We start from the raw sequence: 14820 nt of genomic DNA, 5'->3' as shown, positions 1-14820 counted from the left end.
GCCAGGCCCCGCCGGCGGGTGCCGACAGGGCCTGGGCGTACGGGGACGGGCTCGGGTCAGCCGAGCTCGACGCCGCTCGCGCGGAGCATGTCCTCGCGCTCGACGATCTTCACGCGCTCGCGGCCCTCGGGCTCGCCCAGCGCCTTCTCGGCGGCGTCGAGGGCGTACCAGCCCTCCCACGTCGTGTACGTGATGCCCTTGCCCTCGAGGAAGGCGACGACCGCGTCCGTCTCCGGGGTCTCGGGCGTGAGCAGCCGGCCGTTGGCGAAGTCGTCGAGCAGGTTCGCGACCGTCTCGTTGGCGTCGCCCTTGGTGTGGCCGATGAGGCCGACGGGTCCGCGCCGGATCCAGCCGGTGACGTACGTCGACGCCAGGTGCTCGCCGCCCTCCTCGATGACCCTGCCGCCCTCGTCGGGGACGGTGCCGCTGGCGACGTCCCAGGGCAGCTTGGGCAGCTCGTCGGAGAGGTAGCCGACGGCGCGGTAGACGGCCCGCACGTCCCAGTCGGTGGTCGTGCCGGTGGAGGTGACGTTGCCGGTGCCGTCGAGTTCGGTGCGCTCGGTGCGCAGGCCGACGACCTTGCCGTCCTCGCCGAGGATCTCGACGGGTGACTCGAAGAAGTGCAGGAAGAGCTTGTGCGGGCGGTCGCCGACATCGCGGATCGCCCAGTTCTCCAGGGTCTTGGCGACCATGTCGGTCTGCTTGTTCTTACGGCGCTCGGCGATCGAGCCCTCGTCGTAGTCGATGTCCTCGGGGTTGACGATGACCTCGATGTTCGGCGAGTGGTCCAGCTCGCGCAGCTCCATCGGGCTGAACTTCGCCTGCGCCGGGCCACGACGGCCGAAGACGTGGATCTCGACGGCCTTGTTGGCCTTGAGCCCCTCGTGGACGTTCGGCGGGATCTCGGTGGGCAGCAGCTCCTCCGCCGTCTTGGCGAGGATGCGCGCGACGTCGAGGGCCACGTTGCCGACGCCGAGGACGGCGACCTTCTCGGCCGAGAGCTCCCAGGTGCGGGGGACGTCCGGGTGGCCGTCGTACCAGGAGGCGAAGTCGGCGGCGCCGAAGGAGCCGTCGAGCTCCACGCCGGGGATCTTCAGCTCGCGGTCGGCCATGGCGCCGGTCGAGAAGACCACGGCGTCGTAGAACGAACGCAGGTCGTCCAGGTGCAGGTCGGTGCCGTAGTCGACATTGCCGAAGAGGCGGACCTGCGGCTTGTCGAGCACCTGGTGCAGGGCCGTGATGATGCCCTTGATGCGGGGGTGGTCGGGTGCGACGCCGTACCGGATCAGACCGAAGGGAGCCGGCATCCGCTCGAAGATGTCGATCGACACGCCCGGCTCGGTGGCGGCCTCGGACTTCAGCAGCGCGTCAGCGGCGTAGATCCCGGCGGGGCCGGCGCCGACGATCGCTACCCGGAGAGGGCGGGGCATGTCAGGGTTCCCTTCGCAAAACGACGCGACGACGATGAGTGTCGTCACTTAGGTCACCCTAAATAACGCCTGAAGCGAGTCGGTACCCGCCCCCGGTCTATGACCTCATAAGGCAGGCTTATGACTTCTCAAAGGGATGCTGTGTCTCGATGCCGAGGGCGGTCATGACGCGTCCGTCGCCCCGGCCGGGCCCGCCGGTCCGGGAGGGGCCGGGTGGCGCGGTGCCGAGCCCGCGGGTACCGCCGCCTCCCACTCCGCCTGCTGCCCCGAATTGACTCGCGTATGGCGAAGCGTCGATCGGCTTCCGAATTCCCTGCTCGAACAGGCTATTGGTCGAGGAACGCCCACGTGTCCTGTCGCCCTGCTTTGGCCATGGATTAACTCCTCAACCCTGGCCCGCAGTTGCGGGACCTGCGCATCTATCCATTCTAGAGATCCAGCACCGCCCAGGGTGCGGTAAGCGAGAAATGGATTCGGAAAGGGAGACGTTGGTGAAGGAACAAGGCACGCGGTCGACCACGGGGGTCGTCGAAGAAGCGAGCGAGACGGTGGCGGAATTGCGCGAGGCACTCGTACGGGCGGGAATCGTGTTTCCCTCCCTCGGGCTCGACGCCGTCACCCTCGCCGCCGACTCCCCGGGGCGGTCACCGCTCATCGAATGGAGACGCTGCACGGTGGAAACGGCACGGCTCCGGCCGGCGCCGTACTCCCGCCAGGGGAAGAAGGGGGCCGGTCATGAGACTGCCCATCGGGTCGTACGTCGTCGAGATCCGCACCGGACGTGTGGGCACGGTCATGGGGCACGAGGGCCCGTACGTCCAGCTGCGGCCGCTCGGCGGCGGGAGGGAGTGGGACGCGGAGCCGGAAGGCGTCCGCGAGGCCACCTCCGCGGAGCGGCTCCGCGCCGCCACCGCACACGCGAACGCGCGCAGCCGCGGCGAGGTGCCCTGACGGCGGTGGCTCAGCCCGTACCGCTCCGATGCGACCGAAGCCCTCGCATCGGGATTCGAGGCCGGGCCCCCCTTCCCGTACGGGAGAATGGGCCGCATGAGTCTGTTCCGCGACGACGGCATCGTGCTGCGCACCCAGAAGCTGGGTGAGGCGGACCGGATCATCACGCTGCTCACCCGCGGTCACGGGCGCGTACGCGCCGTGGCGCGGGGGGTGCGGCGGACCAAGTCGAAGTTCGGGGCGCGGCTCGAACCGTTCTCCCATGTCGACGTGCAGTTCTTCGCCCGGGGGAGTGACCTCGTCGGGCGCGGGCTGCCCCTCTGCACGCAGAGCGAGACCATCGCCCCGTACGGCGGCGGGATCGTCACCGACTACGCCCGCTACACCGCCGGGACGGCGATGCTGGAGACGGCGGAACGGTTCACGGACCACGAGGGCGAGCCGGCGGTGCAGCAGTACCTGCTGCTCGTCGGCGGTCTGCGGACGCTCGCGCGGGGCGAGCACGCGCCCCATCTGATCCTCGACGCCTTTCTGCTCCGGTCCCTCGCCGTCAACGGCTACGCGCCGAGCTTCGAGGACTGCGCGAAGTGCGGCCTGCACGGACCCAACCGGTTCTTCTCGGTCGCGGCGGGCGGTGTCATATGCGGCGACTGTCGGGTGCCCGGCAGCGTCGTACCCTCTCCGGAGGCCATCGGCCTGCTCAGCGCGCTGCTCACCGGCGACTGGGCGACTGCGGACGCGTGCGAGCCGCGTCACGTCAGGGAGGGGAGCGGGCTGGTGTCCGCCTATCTGCACTGGCACCTGGAGCGCGGCCTGCGCTCGCTGCGGTACGTAGAGAAGAGCTAGGAGATCCATCGCCATGGCCATCGCACGACGCGGAATCCTCGGACGGAAGATCCGGGAGTACAAGACCCCGGAGCCGCACCCGTCCGGCGCCCGCCCGCCGAAGCTTCCCGGCGAGCTGGTGCCGAACCACGTCGCCTGTGTGATGGACGGCAACGGCCGCTGGGCCCAGGAGCGGGGCCTCCCGCGCACCGAGGGGCACAAGGTCGGCGAGGGCGTCGTCCTGGACGTCCTGAAGGGCTGCCTGGAGCTCGGGGTCAAGAACCTCTCGCTCTACGCCTTCTCCACGGAGAACTGGAAGCGGTCGCCCGAGGAGGTCCGCTTCCTGATGAACTTCAACCGGGACGTGATCCGGCGCCGGCGTGACGAGATGGACGAGCTGGGCATTCGTATCCGCTGGGTCGGCCGCATGCCGAAGATGTGGAAGTCGGTCGTCCAGGAGCTTCAGGTCGCGCAGGAGCAGACCGTCGACAACGACGCGATGACGCTGTACTTCTGCGTCAACTACGGCGGCCGTGCCGAGGTCGCCGACGCCGCGCAGGCGATCGCCCGGGACGTCGCGGCGGGCAAGCTCGACCCGGCGAAGGTCAACGAGAAGACCTTCCAGAAGTACCTGTACTACCCGGACATGCCGGACGTCGACCTCTTCCTGCGGCCCAGCGGCGAGCAGCGCACATCGAACTACCTGATCTGGCAGAGCAGTTACGCCGAGATGGTCTTCCAGGACGTGCTGTGGCCGGACTTCGACCGCCGTGACCTGTGGCGGGCCTGCGTCGAGTACGCCTCGCGCGACCGCCGCTTCGGCGCGATCCCTGCGGCGGACCGGGCGGCCATGGGCACGGTGCCGCAGCAGGGTCCGGCGGTCTGATCCGCCCTCCCCGAACCACCCTCCCTCCCGGCCGCTACGATCACGGATCTTGCCGTTCGAGGCCGGGAGGGGCCGTGACCGAAGAACAGTCAGAGACGACACGGGAGACCGTGGAGCTGACCTATCTGCCCGTCGTCTCCGACGCGACGGAGGCACTCCGCGCCCGGATGCGGGCCACGCCCGCGGGACGGTTGCAGAACGGCATCCTGCTGGCCGCCGGGGGCCTGATGTGCCTGGCCTTCGCCCTCACGTTCACGGGGCCGAAGGGGCCGAGCCTGGGCACGACCGTGATCTGCCTGTTCGCGCTGGCGCTGATCGCCGCCACGTACGTGATGATCCCCGGCATCCAGGGGCGCCAGGTGCATCGGATGTTCGGCCCGCAGGGGGAGTTCCGGGGCTTCGTCGACGGGGCCGGGGTGCGCGTGGCGTCGCGGGACACCGACACGACGTACCGGTGGACGATGCTCACCCGGTACGCCGAGACACGTGATCTCTTCGTCCTGCTGACCCCCGACAAGCACGGCATCGGCCTGGTCGTGCTGCCGAAGCGCGGGGTCGCGGACCCGGCGGAGATCGATCGGCTGCGGGCCGTGCTCGACCGGTACAGCAAGCGGGTCTGAACCGCCGTACGAGCGTCCGTACGGGGGTACGTACGCGCCTACGCGAAAGGGGCCCCGCCGGATTTCTCCGGTGGGGCCCCTCGTCGTATCCGATGTGCGGTCGACTACTTCGCCGCGCACTCCGCGCACGTGCCGAAGATCTCGACCGTGTGCGCCACGTTCACGTACCCGTGCTGGGACGCGATCGTCTCGGCCCACTGCTCCACCGCCGGGCCCTCCACTTCGACCGCCTTGCCGCAGACGCGGCAGACGAGGTGGTGGTGATGGTCGCCGGTGGAACAGCGGCGGTAGACGGTCTCGCCGTCGCTGGTGCGCAGCGCGTCGACCTCGCCCGCGTCCGCGAGGGACTGGAGCGTGCGGTAGACCGTCGTGAGGCCCACCGAGTCGCCGCGGTGCTTGAGCATGTCGTGCAGCTCCTGGGCGCTGCGGAACTCGTCCACTTCGTTCAGTGCCGCCGCGACAGCGGCCCGCTGCTTGGTCGAGCGGCCGCGTACGGGGGGTCCTGCCGTCGCCACAGGGGCCTCCTTGTGAGTTCCGTTGCCCCCGCCATTCTGCCAGGCTGTTCAGACCGTGACGTCGTCCGTGGGACGGCGCGTGAGCGGGACCTGTGCGTCGCAGGCCGCCGAGGCCGCCTCCGCCGCCCGTGCGCGGCGCCTCGCGAGGGGCGCCGAGAGCGCCGTCAGGACGATGAAGACGCCGATCGCGAGCAGCACGATGAGGGAGCCGGGCGGCAGGTCCTGGTAGTACGTGGTGACGGTGCCGGTCAGGGTGACGGCCGTGCCGATGGCGACCGCGAGGACGAACGTCGCGCGGAAGGACCGGGACAGCTGCTGGGCGGCCGCGACCGGGACCACCATCAGGGCGCTGACGAGGAGCAGGCCGACGACCCGCATCGCGACCGTGACGGTCACGGCCGCCGTGATCGCGACGAGCAGGTTCAGGGCGCGGACCGGGAGGCCGGTGACGCGGGCGAACTCCTCGTCCTGGCTGACCGCGAAGAGCTGGCGGCGCAGGCCGATGGTGACGAGGACGACGAAGGCGGCGAGGACGGCGATCGCCGTGACGTCCTCGTCGGACACCGTGGAGAGCGAGCCGAAGAGGTACGACAGCAGGTTGGCGTTGGAACCGCCGCCGACCTGGATCAGCATGACGCCGCCCGCCATGCCTCCGTAGAAGAGCAGCGCGAGCGCCAGGTCGCCGCGGGTGCGTCCGTACGTCCGGATCAGCTCCATCAGCACGGCGCCGGCGATGGCGACCAGGGTGGCCATCCACACCGGGCTGCTGTTGAGGAGGAAGCCGAGGCCGACACCGGTCATGGCGACATGGCCGATGCCGTCGCCCATCAGGGCCTGGCGGCGCTGGACGAGGAAGATGCCGACGGCGGGCGCGGTGATGCCGACGAGGACGGCCGCGATGAGCGCCCGCTGCATGAAGGCGGGTTCGAGGAATTCCATGATCAGGTCAGCTTCCTCAGGTCAGCAGACCCGTGCGGAGCGGCTCGTCGGCCGCGTGCGGATGGACGTGGTCGTGGCCCGGCAGCGCGTGCTGGCCGACCGCCTTCGGCGGCGGCCCGTCGTGGACGACGCAGCCGTCGCGGAGGACCACGGCCCGGTCGATCAGCGGTTCCAGGGGGCCCAGCTCGTGCAGGACGAGCAGGACGCTGGTGCCGCCGGCGACCTGCTCGCGCAGGGTGGCGGCGAGGATCTCCTGGCTGGCGAGGTCGACGCCGGCCATCGGCTCGTCCATGATCAGCAGCTCGGGCTCGGAGGCGAGCGCGCGGGCGATCAGGACGCGCTGGTGCTGGCCGCCGGAGAGGGCGCTGACGGAGTCCTTGGCGCGGTCGGCGAGGCCGACGAGCTCGATGGCGCGGTCGACGGCGGCCTTGTCGGCCTTGGTCAGCAGGCCGAACCGCCGGCGGGAGAGCCGGCCGGAGGTGACGACCTCGCGGATGGTGGCGGGGACGCCGCTCGCGGCGGTGGTGCGCTGCGGTACGTAGCCGACGCGGGCCCACTCGCGGAAACGCTTCTGCTCGGTTCCGAAGAGCGAGATCGAGCCGCCGGTCAGGGGTACCTGGCCGATGACGGCGCGGACGGCGGTCGACTTCCCGGATCCGTTGGCGCCGAGCAGCGCGACGACCTCACCGGGGTTCACGGTGAGGTCGATGCCGCGCAGGACCGGGCGCGCCCCGAGGGACGCCGTGGCTCCGCCGACGGATATGACCGGAGTGACGGGCGTGACGGGCGCGCTCACGGTTGCCTCCTGCTGTGCGTGGGTCACTTCGCGCCGAGGGCCTTCTTCAGCGCGGTGAGGTTGGACTGCATGACCTCGATGTAGTCATCGCCCTTGGACCTGTCCGTGATTCCCTCCAGCGGGTCCAGGACGTCGGTCTTGAGGCCGGTGTCCTTCGCGAGGGTCTTCGCGGTCCTGTCGCTGGCGAGGGTCTCGAAGAAGACGGTGGAGACCTTGTCCTTCGCCGCGATCTCCTGGAGTTCCTTCATGCGGGCGGGGCTCGGCTCGGACTCGGGGTCGAGGCCGGTGATGCCCTCCTGGTCCAGGCCGTACCGCTCGGCGAGGTAGCCGAAGGCGGAGTGGGTGGTGATGAAGGTCTTGGTGGTGGTGTTCTTCAGGCCGGACTTGAACGCCGTGTCGAGGTCACCGAGCTTCTTGACGAGGGCGTCGGTGTTCTTCTTGTAGTCGGCGGCGTTGTCCGGGTCGGCCTTCTCCAGGGAGGCGCCGACGCCCTTGGCGACCTCGGCGTACTTCACCGGGTCCAGCCAGATGTGCGGGTCGAGACCGGCCTCGGACTCGTGGCCGTGCTCGTCGGCTCCGTGCTCGCCGGCTCCCTGCTCCTCGGCGCCGTGCTCGTGGCCCGCCTCGCCGTGGCCGGGGTCCTCGGTGCCGTGGTTCTCGGCTCCGTGGTCGTGGCCGACCTCGGTGCCGTGGTCCTCCATCGTCGTGAGGGTCGCGGCGTCGACGGTGTTCTTCACGCCGGCCTGCTTGATCGCCTCGTCGACGGCGGGCTGGATGCCCTTGAGGTAGAGGATGTAGTCCGCCTCGCCGAGCTCGCCTATCTGCCTCGGCTTGAGCTCGAGGTCGTGCGGCTCGACGCCAGGCGCGGTGAGCGTCTCGACGGAGACGTGGTCGCCGCCTATCTGCTCGGCCAGGTACTGCATGGGGTAGAACGACGCCACGACGCTGAGCTTGCCTTCGGCGGACTTGTCGGAGGCGCCGGACGCTCCGCCGCAGGCGGAGAGGGTCACGAGACCGAGGGTGACGACTCCGGCGACGGCGGTGGTGGGTATCAGGCGGCGTACGTTCATGACACTCATTTTCAACAATGTTGGAAACGATTGTCAATTGTCCTGCTTGTGTTCCCGGCCACGCCCGGGCCACGCCCCGGCCGGGCGCGTCCGCGTGCGCGTGGAAGCCGGACCGATTTGATGCGGGGGGTGCGGGCGCCGGTAACCTGAAGCATTCGCACTTCGTCGTCGTAATGAAGAGAGCACCGTGGCCGCCGACAAGATCGACACCATCGTCAGCCTGAGCAAGCGCCGTGGCTTCGTCTACCCGTGCAGCGAGATCTACGGCGGCCAGCGCGCCGCCTGGGACTACGGACCGCTGGGTGTCGAACTCAAGGAGAACATCAAGCGTCAGTGGTGGCGTTACATGGTCACCGCGCGCGAGGACGTCGTCGGCATCGACTCGTCGGTGATCCTGGCCACCGAGGTCTGGGAGGCCTCCGGTCACGTCGCCACCTTCACCGACCCGCTGACCGAATGCACCTCCTGCCACAAGCGCTACCGCGCCGACCACCTGGAGGAGGCGTACGAGGCGAAGCACGGCCGCCTCCCCGAGAACGGCCTCACCGACCTGAACTGCCCCAACTGCGGCAACAAGGGCACGTTCACGGAGCCCAAGCAGTTCTCCGGTCTGCTCTCCACGCACCTCGGCCCCACCCAGGACTCCGGCTCGGTCGCCTACCTGCGCCCCGAGACCGCGCAGGGCATCTTCACCAACTTCGGTCAGGTTCACCAGACCTCGCGCAAGAAGCCCCCGTTCGGCATCGCGCAGATGGGCAAGTCGTTCCGGAACGAGATCACTCCGGGCAACTTCATCTTCCGCACCCGCGAGTTCGAGCAGATGGAGATGGAGTTCTTCGTCAAGCCGGGCGAGGACGAGCAGTGGCACGAGTACTGGATGGAGCAGCGCTGGAACTGGTACACGGGCCTGGGTCTCCGTGAGGAGAACATGCGCTGGTTCGAGCACCCGAAGGAGAAGCTCTCCCACTACTCCAAGCGCACCGCCGACATCGAGTACCGCTTCCAGTTCGGCGGCAGCGAGTGGGGCGAGCTCGAGGGTGTCGCCAACCGCACCGACTACGACCTGAAGGCGCACTCCAAGGCGTCCGGCAACGACCTGCTCTACTTCGACCAGGACGCCGGCGAGCGCTGGACCCCGTACGTCATCGAGCCGGCCGCCGGTGTCGGCCGCACGATGCTGGCGTTCATGCTCGACGCGTACAACGAGGACGAGGCGCCGAACGCCAAGGGCGTCATGGAGAAGCGCACCGTGATGCGCTTCGACCCGCGCATCGCGCCGATCAAGGTCGCCGTCCTGCCGCTCTCCCGCAACCCGCAGCTCTCCCCGAAGGCCAAGGGCCTCGCGGCGGACCTGCGGCAGAACTGGAACATCGAGTTCGACGACGCGGGCGCCATCGGCCGCCGCTACCGCCGCCAGGACGAGATCGGTACGCCGTTCTGCGTCACCGTCGACTTCGACACCCTGGACGACAACGCGGTGACCGTGCGCGAGCGCGACACCATGAAGCAGGAGCGCGTCTCCCTCGACCAGATCCAGGGCTACCTGGGCAGCCGCCTGCTGGGCTGCTGACGGTCGTAGCGCTTGCGGCTCGCCGCTCGACGTTCGTAGCGCTCGACGTTCGTACGACGAAGCCCCCGGTTCCTTCCCAGGAGCCGGGGGCTTCGACGTGCGGTTACTTGCCCTTCTTCGCGCCGAAGACCAGCGCGCCGATCGCCGCCGCTGCCGCGCTGAGGACGCCCGCGGCCGGGGCCAGGGCGCCTTCGTCGATGAAGTGCTTGGCGAGCAGCAGGATGGCGGCGAAGGCGGTCGCCCCGAAGACGGCCCCCGCGACGCGGAAGCGGAAGTGGACGATGTCCATCCGCATCTGGTGCTGGTCGAGTTGGACGCGCCGCAGGGCCTCCGCCCGCTGGATCTCGATCTGGGCGGCCGACTCCTGCTCCACGATCCGCAGCACCCGCTCGGGCGCCCCGTCGACGATGCGCTTCCAGACCTCCATGTCCACGCCCGGCGGCAGGGGCCGGTGGGGAGAGGGTGCGCCCTGGCCGTTCGCGCCCTCCGGGCCGGGCAACGGCTGCTGCTGGGGCACGGGGGCGGTCATGGGGTGTCCTCGTCGGCCGGGGCCCGTGGAGTGTCCTCGTCGGACCGCGCCGACGTGGCGGCGATCCGCGCCAGGACCTCCCGCACGGCCTCCTCCACCTCCACGGGGTCGCCCTCGCCCGGCAGCGGCTCCAGGAAGGGCCGTATCGGGACCGGCTCCGCGCCGAGGGTGCGCGCGGGGACGAGCGCCGCGAGCACGCCCTCGGCGAAGGCCCGCCCCGGGGTGCTGTGCGCGGCGGCCGCCTGGGCACTGTGCGTACCGACTCGGGTCGGGTGGGGGCGTCCGGCGAGGGCGCCGGCACCCCACGGAGCCTGGCCGCGGACCGCCGCGACCCCGGTCCTCACGAGGTGCGCCCAGACGAGGAACACCACCCCGGCCCACCACCCGGCCAGCAGGGCCGACGCCGCCGCGACGAGCAGCAGGGTCAGGGTCGTCCAACGGCGGGGCCAGGCCGCAGGGCGGGCCGCGGTGGCGTCCTGGGCGCCGGTGTCCCAGCCTTGCGTGGCCTGGTTCCAGTGGGCCGGCACCTTGTTCCCGGCGATCCGGTCCCGGCGCGCCCGCAGCCAGGCCCGTAGCCACGTCCAGAGCCGTGGCCGTCCCCGCCGTCGCGCCGGCCGGATCCGTGGCCGGCGCCGCCCCGTGCCCATGCCACCCCAGGCTCCACCGCTCCAGCCCTGGGTGTCCGCGTCCCAGAACGGCTGACTGATGCTCAAGCCGCTCCACCCCCCGCCTGCCACGTGGGCGAAAGATCGGACTGCAGGCCGGGCTGCAGGCCGGTCGTCCCGATGAAGATGCCCTTCGTCAGCGCCTTCGCCTCGAACTCGTCCACCTGCCAGCCCGCTTCCCGCAGCGCGTCCCCCACACCCTGGGCGATGCCTTCGCGGACCGACTCCAGGTAGCGCTCGATGTCCATGTCCTGGAACGCGCCCGTCCTCCGCTCGGAGGCCAGCTCCCGCACCGACATCGCGGGACCTTCCGGCAGGCCGGCCTCGTACCCGCCGACGAGCAGCCGCCAGGAGTGCTTCGCCGCCCGCCACAGCAGCAGCGGCGCGGAGCCGGCCGTGACGGGGATGCGTACGGTCGCCTGCGCCGCCTTCGCGAGGAACCCGCTGTGTCGCTGACGGTGCGCGATCCGGTCCGCCTCCCGGAACCAGGACAGCACGGGACGCAGGACGAACGGCGCCGCCTCCAGCGTCAGCAGCCCGCCCTGGGTGTGCACGCGGACGTACACCGTGAGGACCACCTCGTCGTCCCAGCTGCTCACCTGGATCCGCAGGAAGTGGCGGCGCTTCTCCCCGCCCTCCTCCACCGCCGACGCCCGGTGCGCCTCGAGCTCGTCGAGGCTCTGCGGCGCCAGCCATCTGTGGGGGAGCCCGTCCACCGGGAGGAACACGCAGTCGTCCACGGTCAGTTGGCGCAGCCGGTCGCGGACCGTGTCCTGCGCGGAGCCGAGCGCGGAGTGGGTGCGGATCCGCTCCATCCGCAACCTGATGCGCGTCAGGACCTCTTGGTTGAGGAGCTGCGAGGGCGTGCGCGTCTCGAACCCCGGCTCGCGGTTCGGTCGCAGGCTCACGGCGTGCGTCCATGACGGGTACGGCACGCCCGCGCCCCGGAACGGCGCCGCCGTGTCGTACAGCAGCAGGAGCGAGGTCTGTTCCCTGTGGATGAGCTGTCTGAGCCGCTGGAAGCGGATGCCGATCGCCCGCACCGCCGGGTCGATCGCCGGCTCGCCGAAGTCCTGGGGCGACAGCTCCCGGCCCAGGATCGCGGCGATCTGCGCGCGGTGCAGCGCGCCCGCCACGGCCATCAGGAGGACGCAGCAGACCGTCGCCCACCAATGGACGGGCCGGTGGCCGAGGCCCATCCAGAGGCCGGAGATCCAGGAGAAGACATCGTCCTGGGAGGTGGCCGCGAGACGGTCGCTCCGTGTCCCAAGGCCCGGGTAGATCCACAGCAGCCAGAGCGCGAGACCGCCGAGCCAGGCCCGTCCCGACCAGCGCAGTGCGACGGTGCCCGCCGCCCTGCCGGGGGACGGCTCCGGATGCTTCGCCGACGCCGTACGGAACCGGGAGCCGGCGGCGAGCAGAGCGAACGGCGGCACGAAGGCGAGCATCAGGCCGCCGCTGAGTGCGATGCCGATCAGCCAGAGCGCCAGCACCAGGGCGGCCCAGGTCGCCGCCATCCGCCGGGCGCGCAGGGCATGGGCGAGGACCCGTGCCGCGTCGAATCCGAACGACGGTGCGACCCTCCGCTCCTCGTGGACGTAGAGCTCGTTGATGACCGCGTCACGGAAGGTGTCGTCGAGGTACGTGCCGGCGCACAGCAGCCTGGAGGCTTCGGTCGTGCTCGGGGCCGGCGGTACATGTGAAGGCAACACCCGCGCTACCCCTCCCCCTGTTTTGTCCCCGAACCAGCGTATGGCACCGAGGAGTTGATGCCCAGCGCATCCTGGTGCGACGCGCCTTCCGGGGCCTGTTGTGAACGTGCTGGTCACGGCCGTTCGTCGATCGCCGCGATCAGCTCGTGAGGTCGACATGAGTGGCCGAGCCGCCGAGAGTCGTCGCTCACGGGGAGTGATGATATGCTACGCAACGTGACAATGGAGCCCGAGGGCATCCCTCGACACCGCACGACCGCGCCCAATCACGTCTATTACTTCGACATCGGGACCGGCATCTGGCAGGGGATCGCCACCTTCCGCGTCACCTCGTGGCGTCGTCTCATGCGCAGCCGCATCGGGTTGATGAACAAGCTGCTCGCGACCTCCATGCACGTCGTCGAGCGGCTCACCGGTGTGCCACGGCAGGAGTCGACGATCGTGGCGAAGCCGGACGTGGGCGAGTTCGGGCGGGCCGACAATGTGGTCAGGATCTCCAAGTTCGGTGTGACCCTGTACCTCTTGGAGGAGCAGTACGTCCTGCACAGCGACGGAACCGGAGTCACGGTGAACGGGAACGAGAGGCTCGGCCCTGTGCCGGGCCTGCTCACGCGGACCTTCACCTACTCCGCGGAAATTCGCGACGAGGGGATGGCCGCGACCTACCGCATGCCGTTGCTCGGAGCCCTTTGGATCGCGAACTATCAGGTCGCACCCGACCGCCAGAGCCTCTTCGCCGAATTGGTGTGCGACTGGGGCAGGGTGACCGAGGACACCCGCCTCGTCGGCCCGCCGGCTTAGCGGGCGGCAGGAACACCCTCCCGATGACCGCCGAGTCCATGCTTCCCGCCGAAAAGGTCACCCTGGTCGCCGGATTGCTCGCGGACCGGGTCAGGCAGTACGACGCCACACGCGATCACCGGGCCGCGTTCGCCTACACCTACTACCGCCTCACAGCGACGCTCGCCACAGGCTTGGACACGGGCACACCCGCGTTCAACGACCCGCCGTGGGTCGCCGAGCTGTGTGAGACGCTCGCATCGGCCTACTTCAGCGCGATGGACAGCATCGACGAATGGCTGGCAGGACGATCCGGTGGCTCCACAGGCGAGGTTCGGCCCAGTGATCTGCCGGACTCCATCCCTCAACCATGGCGAGACGTCTTCGCCGCTTCGAGTTTCCGGCACTCCTACATGCTGGAAGACGTGCTCTTCTCCATGATGGCGCACATGTCGTACGACTTGCCGGAGGCATTGCGGCGCATGGCGACGTCCACGGGCGACCGCAACCACATCGCGGACTTCCACCGCATGAACGAGGTGCTGGCGTCCTGTATCGACGGGGTCCAGGACGACCTTTCGTCCAGGTACATCGTCGGGCTCAGCTCTCTGGACAGGCTGTTCACCCGTAGCGACGAACTGTTGACCAACTACGGGATCCGGGTCTCACGGGGCCTGGCCTGGTTCAACTGCGACAGACTCCTGGACCCGGATGCGACCGAGGACGCGTCGCGGTCGATCGGCAGGAGCACCGCCGCGCTCATCTCCGAAATCCGCTCCCCCGGCGCCTGGAAGCTGCGCGCCGGCCTGTGGATCCTGCGCAGGTTGATTCCCGACCGCCGGCGCTGGCCCGCGGCGAGCACGCCCGTCGCGTAGAAAACCGAAGCCTGCACTCCCGACGGGCCTAGGGCCTGTCCGCCCTAGGCGCGCAGGCCGCGCAGGAGCAGGTCGAGCACCGCGTCGAACTCGTCCTGGATGGTGGGGCGCTTCCACTCCGGGGCGTACATCGGGTCGTGGAAGCGGCCGGTCGCGTCGAAGAGCGCGCGGGCCGTTGCCGCCGGGTCGGGAGCGGTGAACTCCCCGCCCCGCGTGCCCTCTTCGACGATCTCCCGGACCTGTCCGACGAGGGCCTCGATGTGCTCCTCGACCACATCGCTGGCCTCGTCGATCAGGACCCCGTACGTGGCGAAGAGCTCGGGGTCGTCGCCCGCCTTGTGGCGCTTGGCCTCGAAGAGGGCGGCGAACCAGGCCCGGAGCTTCCCGGCGGCCGGCTCGGCCGAGCTCGCGATCAGCCCGGCGAGCATCACCTCGGAGCGGCTCAGCCAACGCTCGGTCACCGCCTCCCGCAGCGCCGCCTTCGTACGGAAGTGGCGGTAGACGCTGCCGTGGCTGACGCCGAGGACCCGGGCCACGTCCACCACCGTCGCCTTCGCCGGGCCGTACCGGCGGAGCACCTCCTCGGTGGCTTCGAGGATGCGCTCTGCGGTCAGGGTCTCGGTGGCCATGGGATGACAGTACCTGTCAGTAGAACCA

Annotated in this window: 16 protein-coding genes; 7 read left to right on the top strand and 9 right to left on the bottom strand. The window is 70.0% G+C overall.

All coding sequences use genetic code 11. The features are described 5' to 3' along the window. Positions 1–56: 56 nt before the first annotated feature. On the bottom strand, positions 57–1430 hold the full coding sequence (locus tag ACGFYP_RS12420; RefSeq protein ID WP_393490447.1) for an FAD-dependent oxidoreductase: 1374 nt from the start codon (positions 1428–1430) through the stop codon (positions 57–59). Between the two features lie 735 nt (positions 1431–2165). Here ACGFYP_RS12420 and ACGFYP_RS12415 point away from each other — a divergent pair. The 4 genes from ACGFYP_RS12415 to ACGFYP_RS12400 all read left to right on the top strand — a co-directional run bounded on the left by ACGFYP_RS12415 (position 2166) and on the right by ACGFYP_RS12400 (position 4712). Beyond that, the gene (locus ACGFYP_RS12415) at positions 2166–2381 is read left to right on the top strand and encodes a hypothetical protein (protein WP_361965626.1); all 216 of its coding nucleotides are present in this window, start codon (positions 2166–2168) and stop codon (positions 2379–2381) included. A gap of 96 nt (positions 2382–2477) precedes the next feature. Next, complete coding sequence (gene recO / locus ACGFYP_RS12410; RefSeq protein WP_361965624.1) at positions 2478–3227, top strand: DNA repair protein RecO; 750 nt, start codon at positions 2478–2480, stop codon at positions 3225–3227. 19 nt (positions 3228–3246) lie between these two features. Then, complete coding sequence (locus ACGFYP_RS12405; protein WP_361965680.1) at positions 3247–4092, top strand: isoprenyl transferase; 846 nt, start codon at positions 3247–3249, stop codon at positions 4090–4092. A 74-nt stretch (positions 4093–4166) separates the two neighbouring features. Beyond that, positions 4167–4712, top strand: coding sequence for a YcxB family protein (locus tag ACGFYP_RS12400; RefSeq protein WP_393490440.1), 546 nt, complete (start codon positions 4167–4169; stop codon positions 4710–4712). 104 nt (positions 4713–4816) lie between these two features. Here the strand turns inward: ACGFYP_RS12400 and ACGFYP_RS12395 are convergent, their stop codons facing one another. The 4 genes from ACGFYP_RS12395 to ACGFYP_RS12380 are packed head-to-tail and all read right to left on the bottom strand — an operon-like array spanning position 4817 to position 8032. Then, the gene (locus ACGFYP_RS12395) at positions 4817–5227 is read right to left on the bottom strand and encodes a transcriptional repressor (protein ID WP_361965620.1); all 411 of its coding nucleotides are present in this window, start codon (positions 5225–5227) and stop codon (positions 4817–4819) included. Positions 5228–5275: 48 nt separating this feature from the next. Continuing rightward, the gene (locus ACGFYP_RS12390; RefSeq protein WP_361965678.1) at positions 5276–6172 is read right to left on the bottom strand and encodes a metal ABC transporter permease; all 897 of its coding nucleotides are present in this window, start codon (positions 6170–6172) and stop codon (positions 5276–5278) included. Between the two features lie 10 nt (positions 6173–6182). Beyond that, on the bottom strand, positions 6183–6962 hold the full coding sequence (locus tag ACGFYP_RS12385) for a metal ABC transporter ATP-binding protein (RefSeq protein WP_393490433.1): 780 nt from the start codon (positions 6960–6962) through the stop codon (positions 6183–6185). A gap of 23 nt (positions 6963–6985) precedes the next feature. Then, complete coding sequence (locus tag ACGFYP_RS12380; protein WP_393490427.1) at positions 6986–8032, bottom strand: metal ABC transporter substrate-binding protein; 1047 nt, start codon at positions 8030–8032, stop codon at positions 6986–6988. Positions 8033–8219: 187 nt separating this feature from the next. Between ACGFYP_RS12380 and ACGFYP_RS12375 the strand changes: the two genes are divergently transcribed. Then, positions 8220–9602, top strand: a complete 1383-nt coding sequence (locus ACGFYP_RS12375; RefSeq protein WP_361965614.1) for a glycine--tRNA ligase — start codon at positions 8220–8222, stop codon at positions 9600–9602. A 103-nt stretch (positions 9603–9705) separates the two neighbouring features. Here ACGFYP_RS12375 and ACGFYP_RS12370 read toward each other — a convergent pair whose 3' ends face one another. From ACGFYP_RS12370 to ACGFYP_RS12360, 3 genes are read right to left on the bottom strand one after another with little or no spacing between them, the layout of a single operon-like run. Beyond that, a complete protein-coding gene (locus ACGFYP_RS12370) occupies positions 9706–10131 on the bottom strand; it encodes a hypothetical protein (protein ID WP_393490420.1) in 426 nt (141 codons plus the stop codon). Further along, a complete protein-coding gene (locus ACGFYP_RS12365; protein WP_393490415.1) occupies positions 10128–10844 on the bottom strand; it encodes a hypothetical protein in 717 nt (238 codons plus the stop codon). Before ACGFYP_RS12365 ends, ACGFYP_RS12370 begins: the two co-directional genes overlap by 4 nt. Beyond that, positions 10841–12508 carry a hypothetical protein gene (locus ACGFYP_RS12360; protein ID WP_393490411.1) on the bottom strand — a complete coding sequence of 556 codons (1668 nt, stop codon included), beginning with the start codon at positions 12506–12508 and terminating at the stop codon, positions 10841–10843. The genes ACGFYP_RS12365 and ACGFYP_RS12360 overlap by 4 nt, the downstream gene beginning before the upstream one ends. A gap of 216 nt (positions 12509–12724) precedes the next feature. On the opposite strand from ACGFYP_RS12360, the gene ACGFYP_RS12355 reads away from it, so the two are divergent. Continuing rightward, complete coding sequence (locus ACGFYP_RS12355; RefSeq protein ID WP_393490407.1) at positions 12725–13309, top strand: hypothetical protein; 585 nt, start codon at positions 12725–12727, stop codon at positions 13307–13309. Between the two features lie 23 nt (positions 13310–13332). Beyond that, positions 13333–14163 (top strand): DUF5995 family protein, encoded by an 831-nt coding sequence (locus ACGFYP_RS12350; RefSeq protein WP_393490404.1) that lies wholly within the window; start codon positions 13333–13335, stop codon positions 14161–14163. Positions 14164–14207: 44 nt separating this feature from the next. Here the strand turns inward: ACGFYP_RS12350 and ACGFYP_RS12345 are convergent, their stop codons facing one another. After that, positions 14208–14792, bottom strand: coding sequence for a TetR family transcriptional regulator (locus ACGFYP_RS12345; protein ID WP_361965600.1), 585 nt, complete (start codon positions 14790–14792; stop codon positions 14208–14210). Positions 14793–14820 lie beyond the last annotated feature (28 nt).

This window comes from Streptomyces sp. NPDC048370 (assembly GCF_043200825.1).
In the GTDB taxonomy this organism is placed as follows: Bacteria; Actinomycetota; Actinomycetes; order Streptomycetales; family Streptomycetaceae; genus Streptomyces.
The sequence above is the reverse complement of the archived record's forward strand: the minus strand, read 5'-3'. Positions and strand labels throughout refer to the sequence as shown.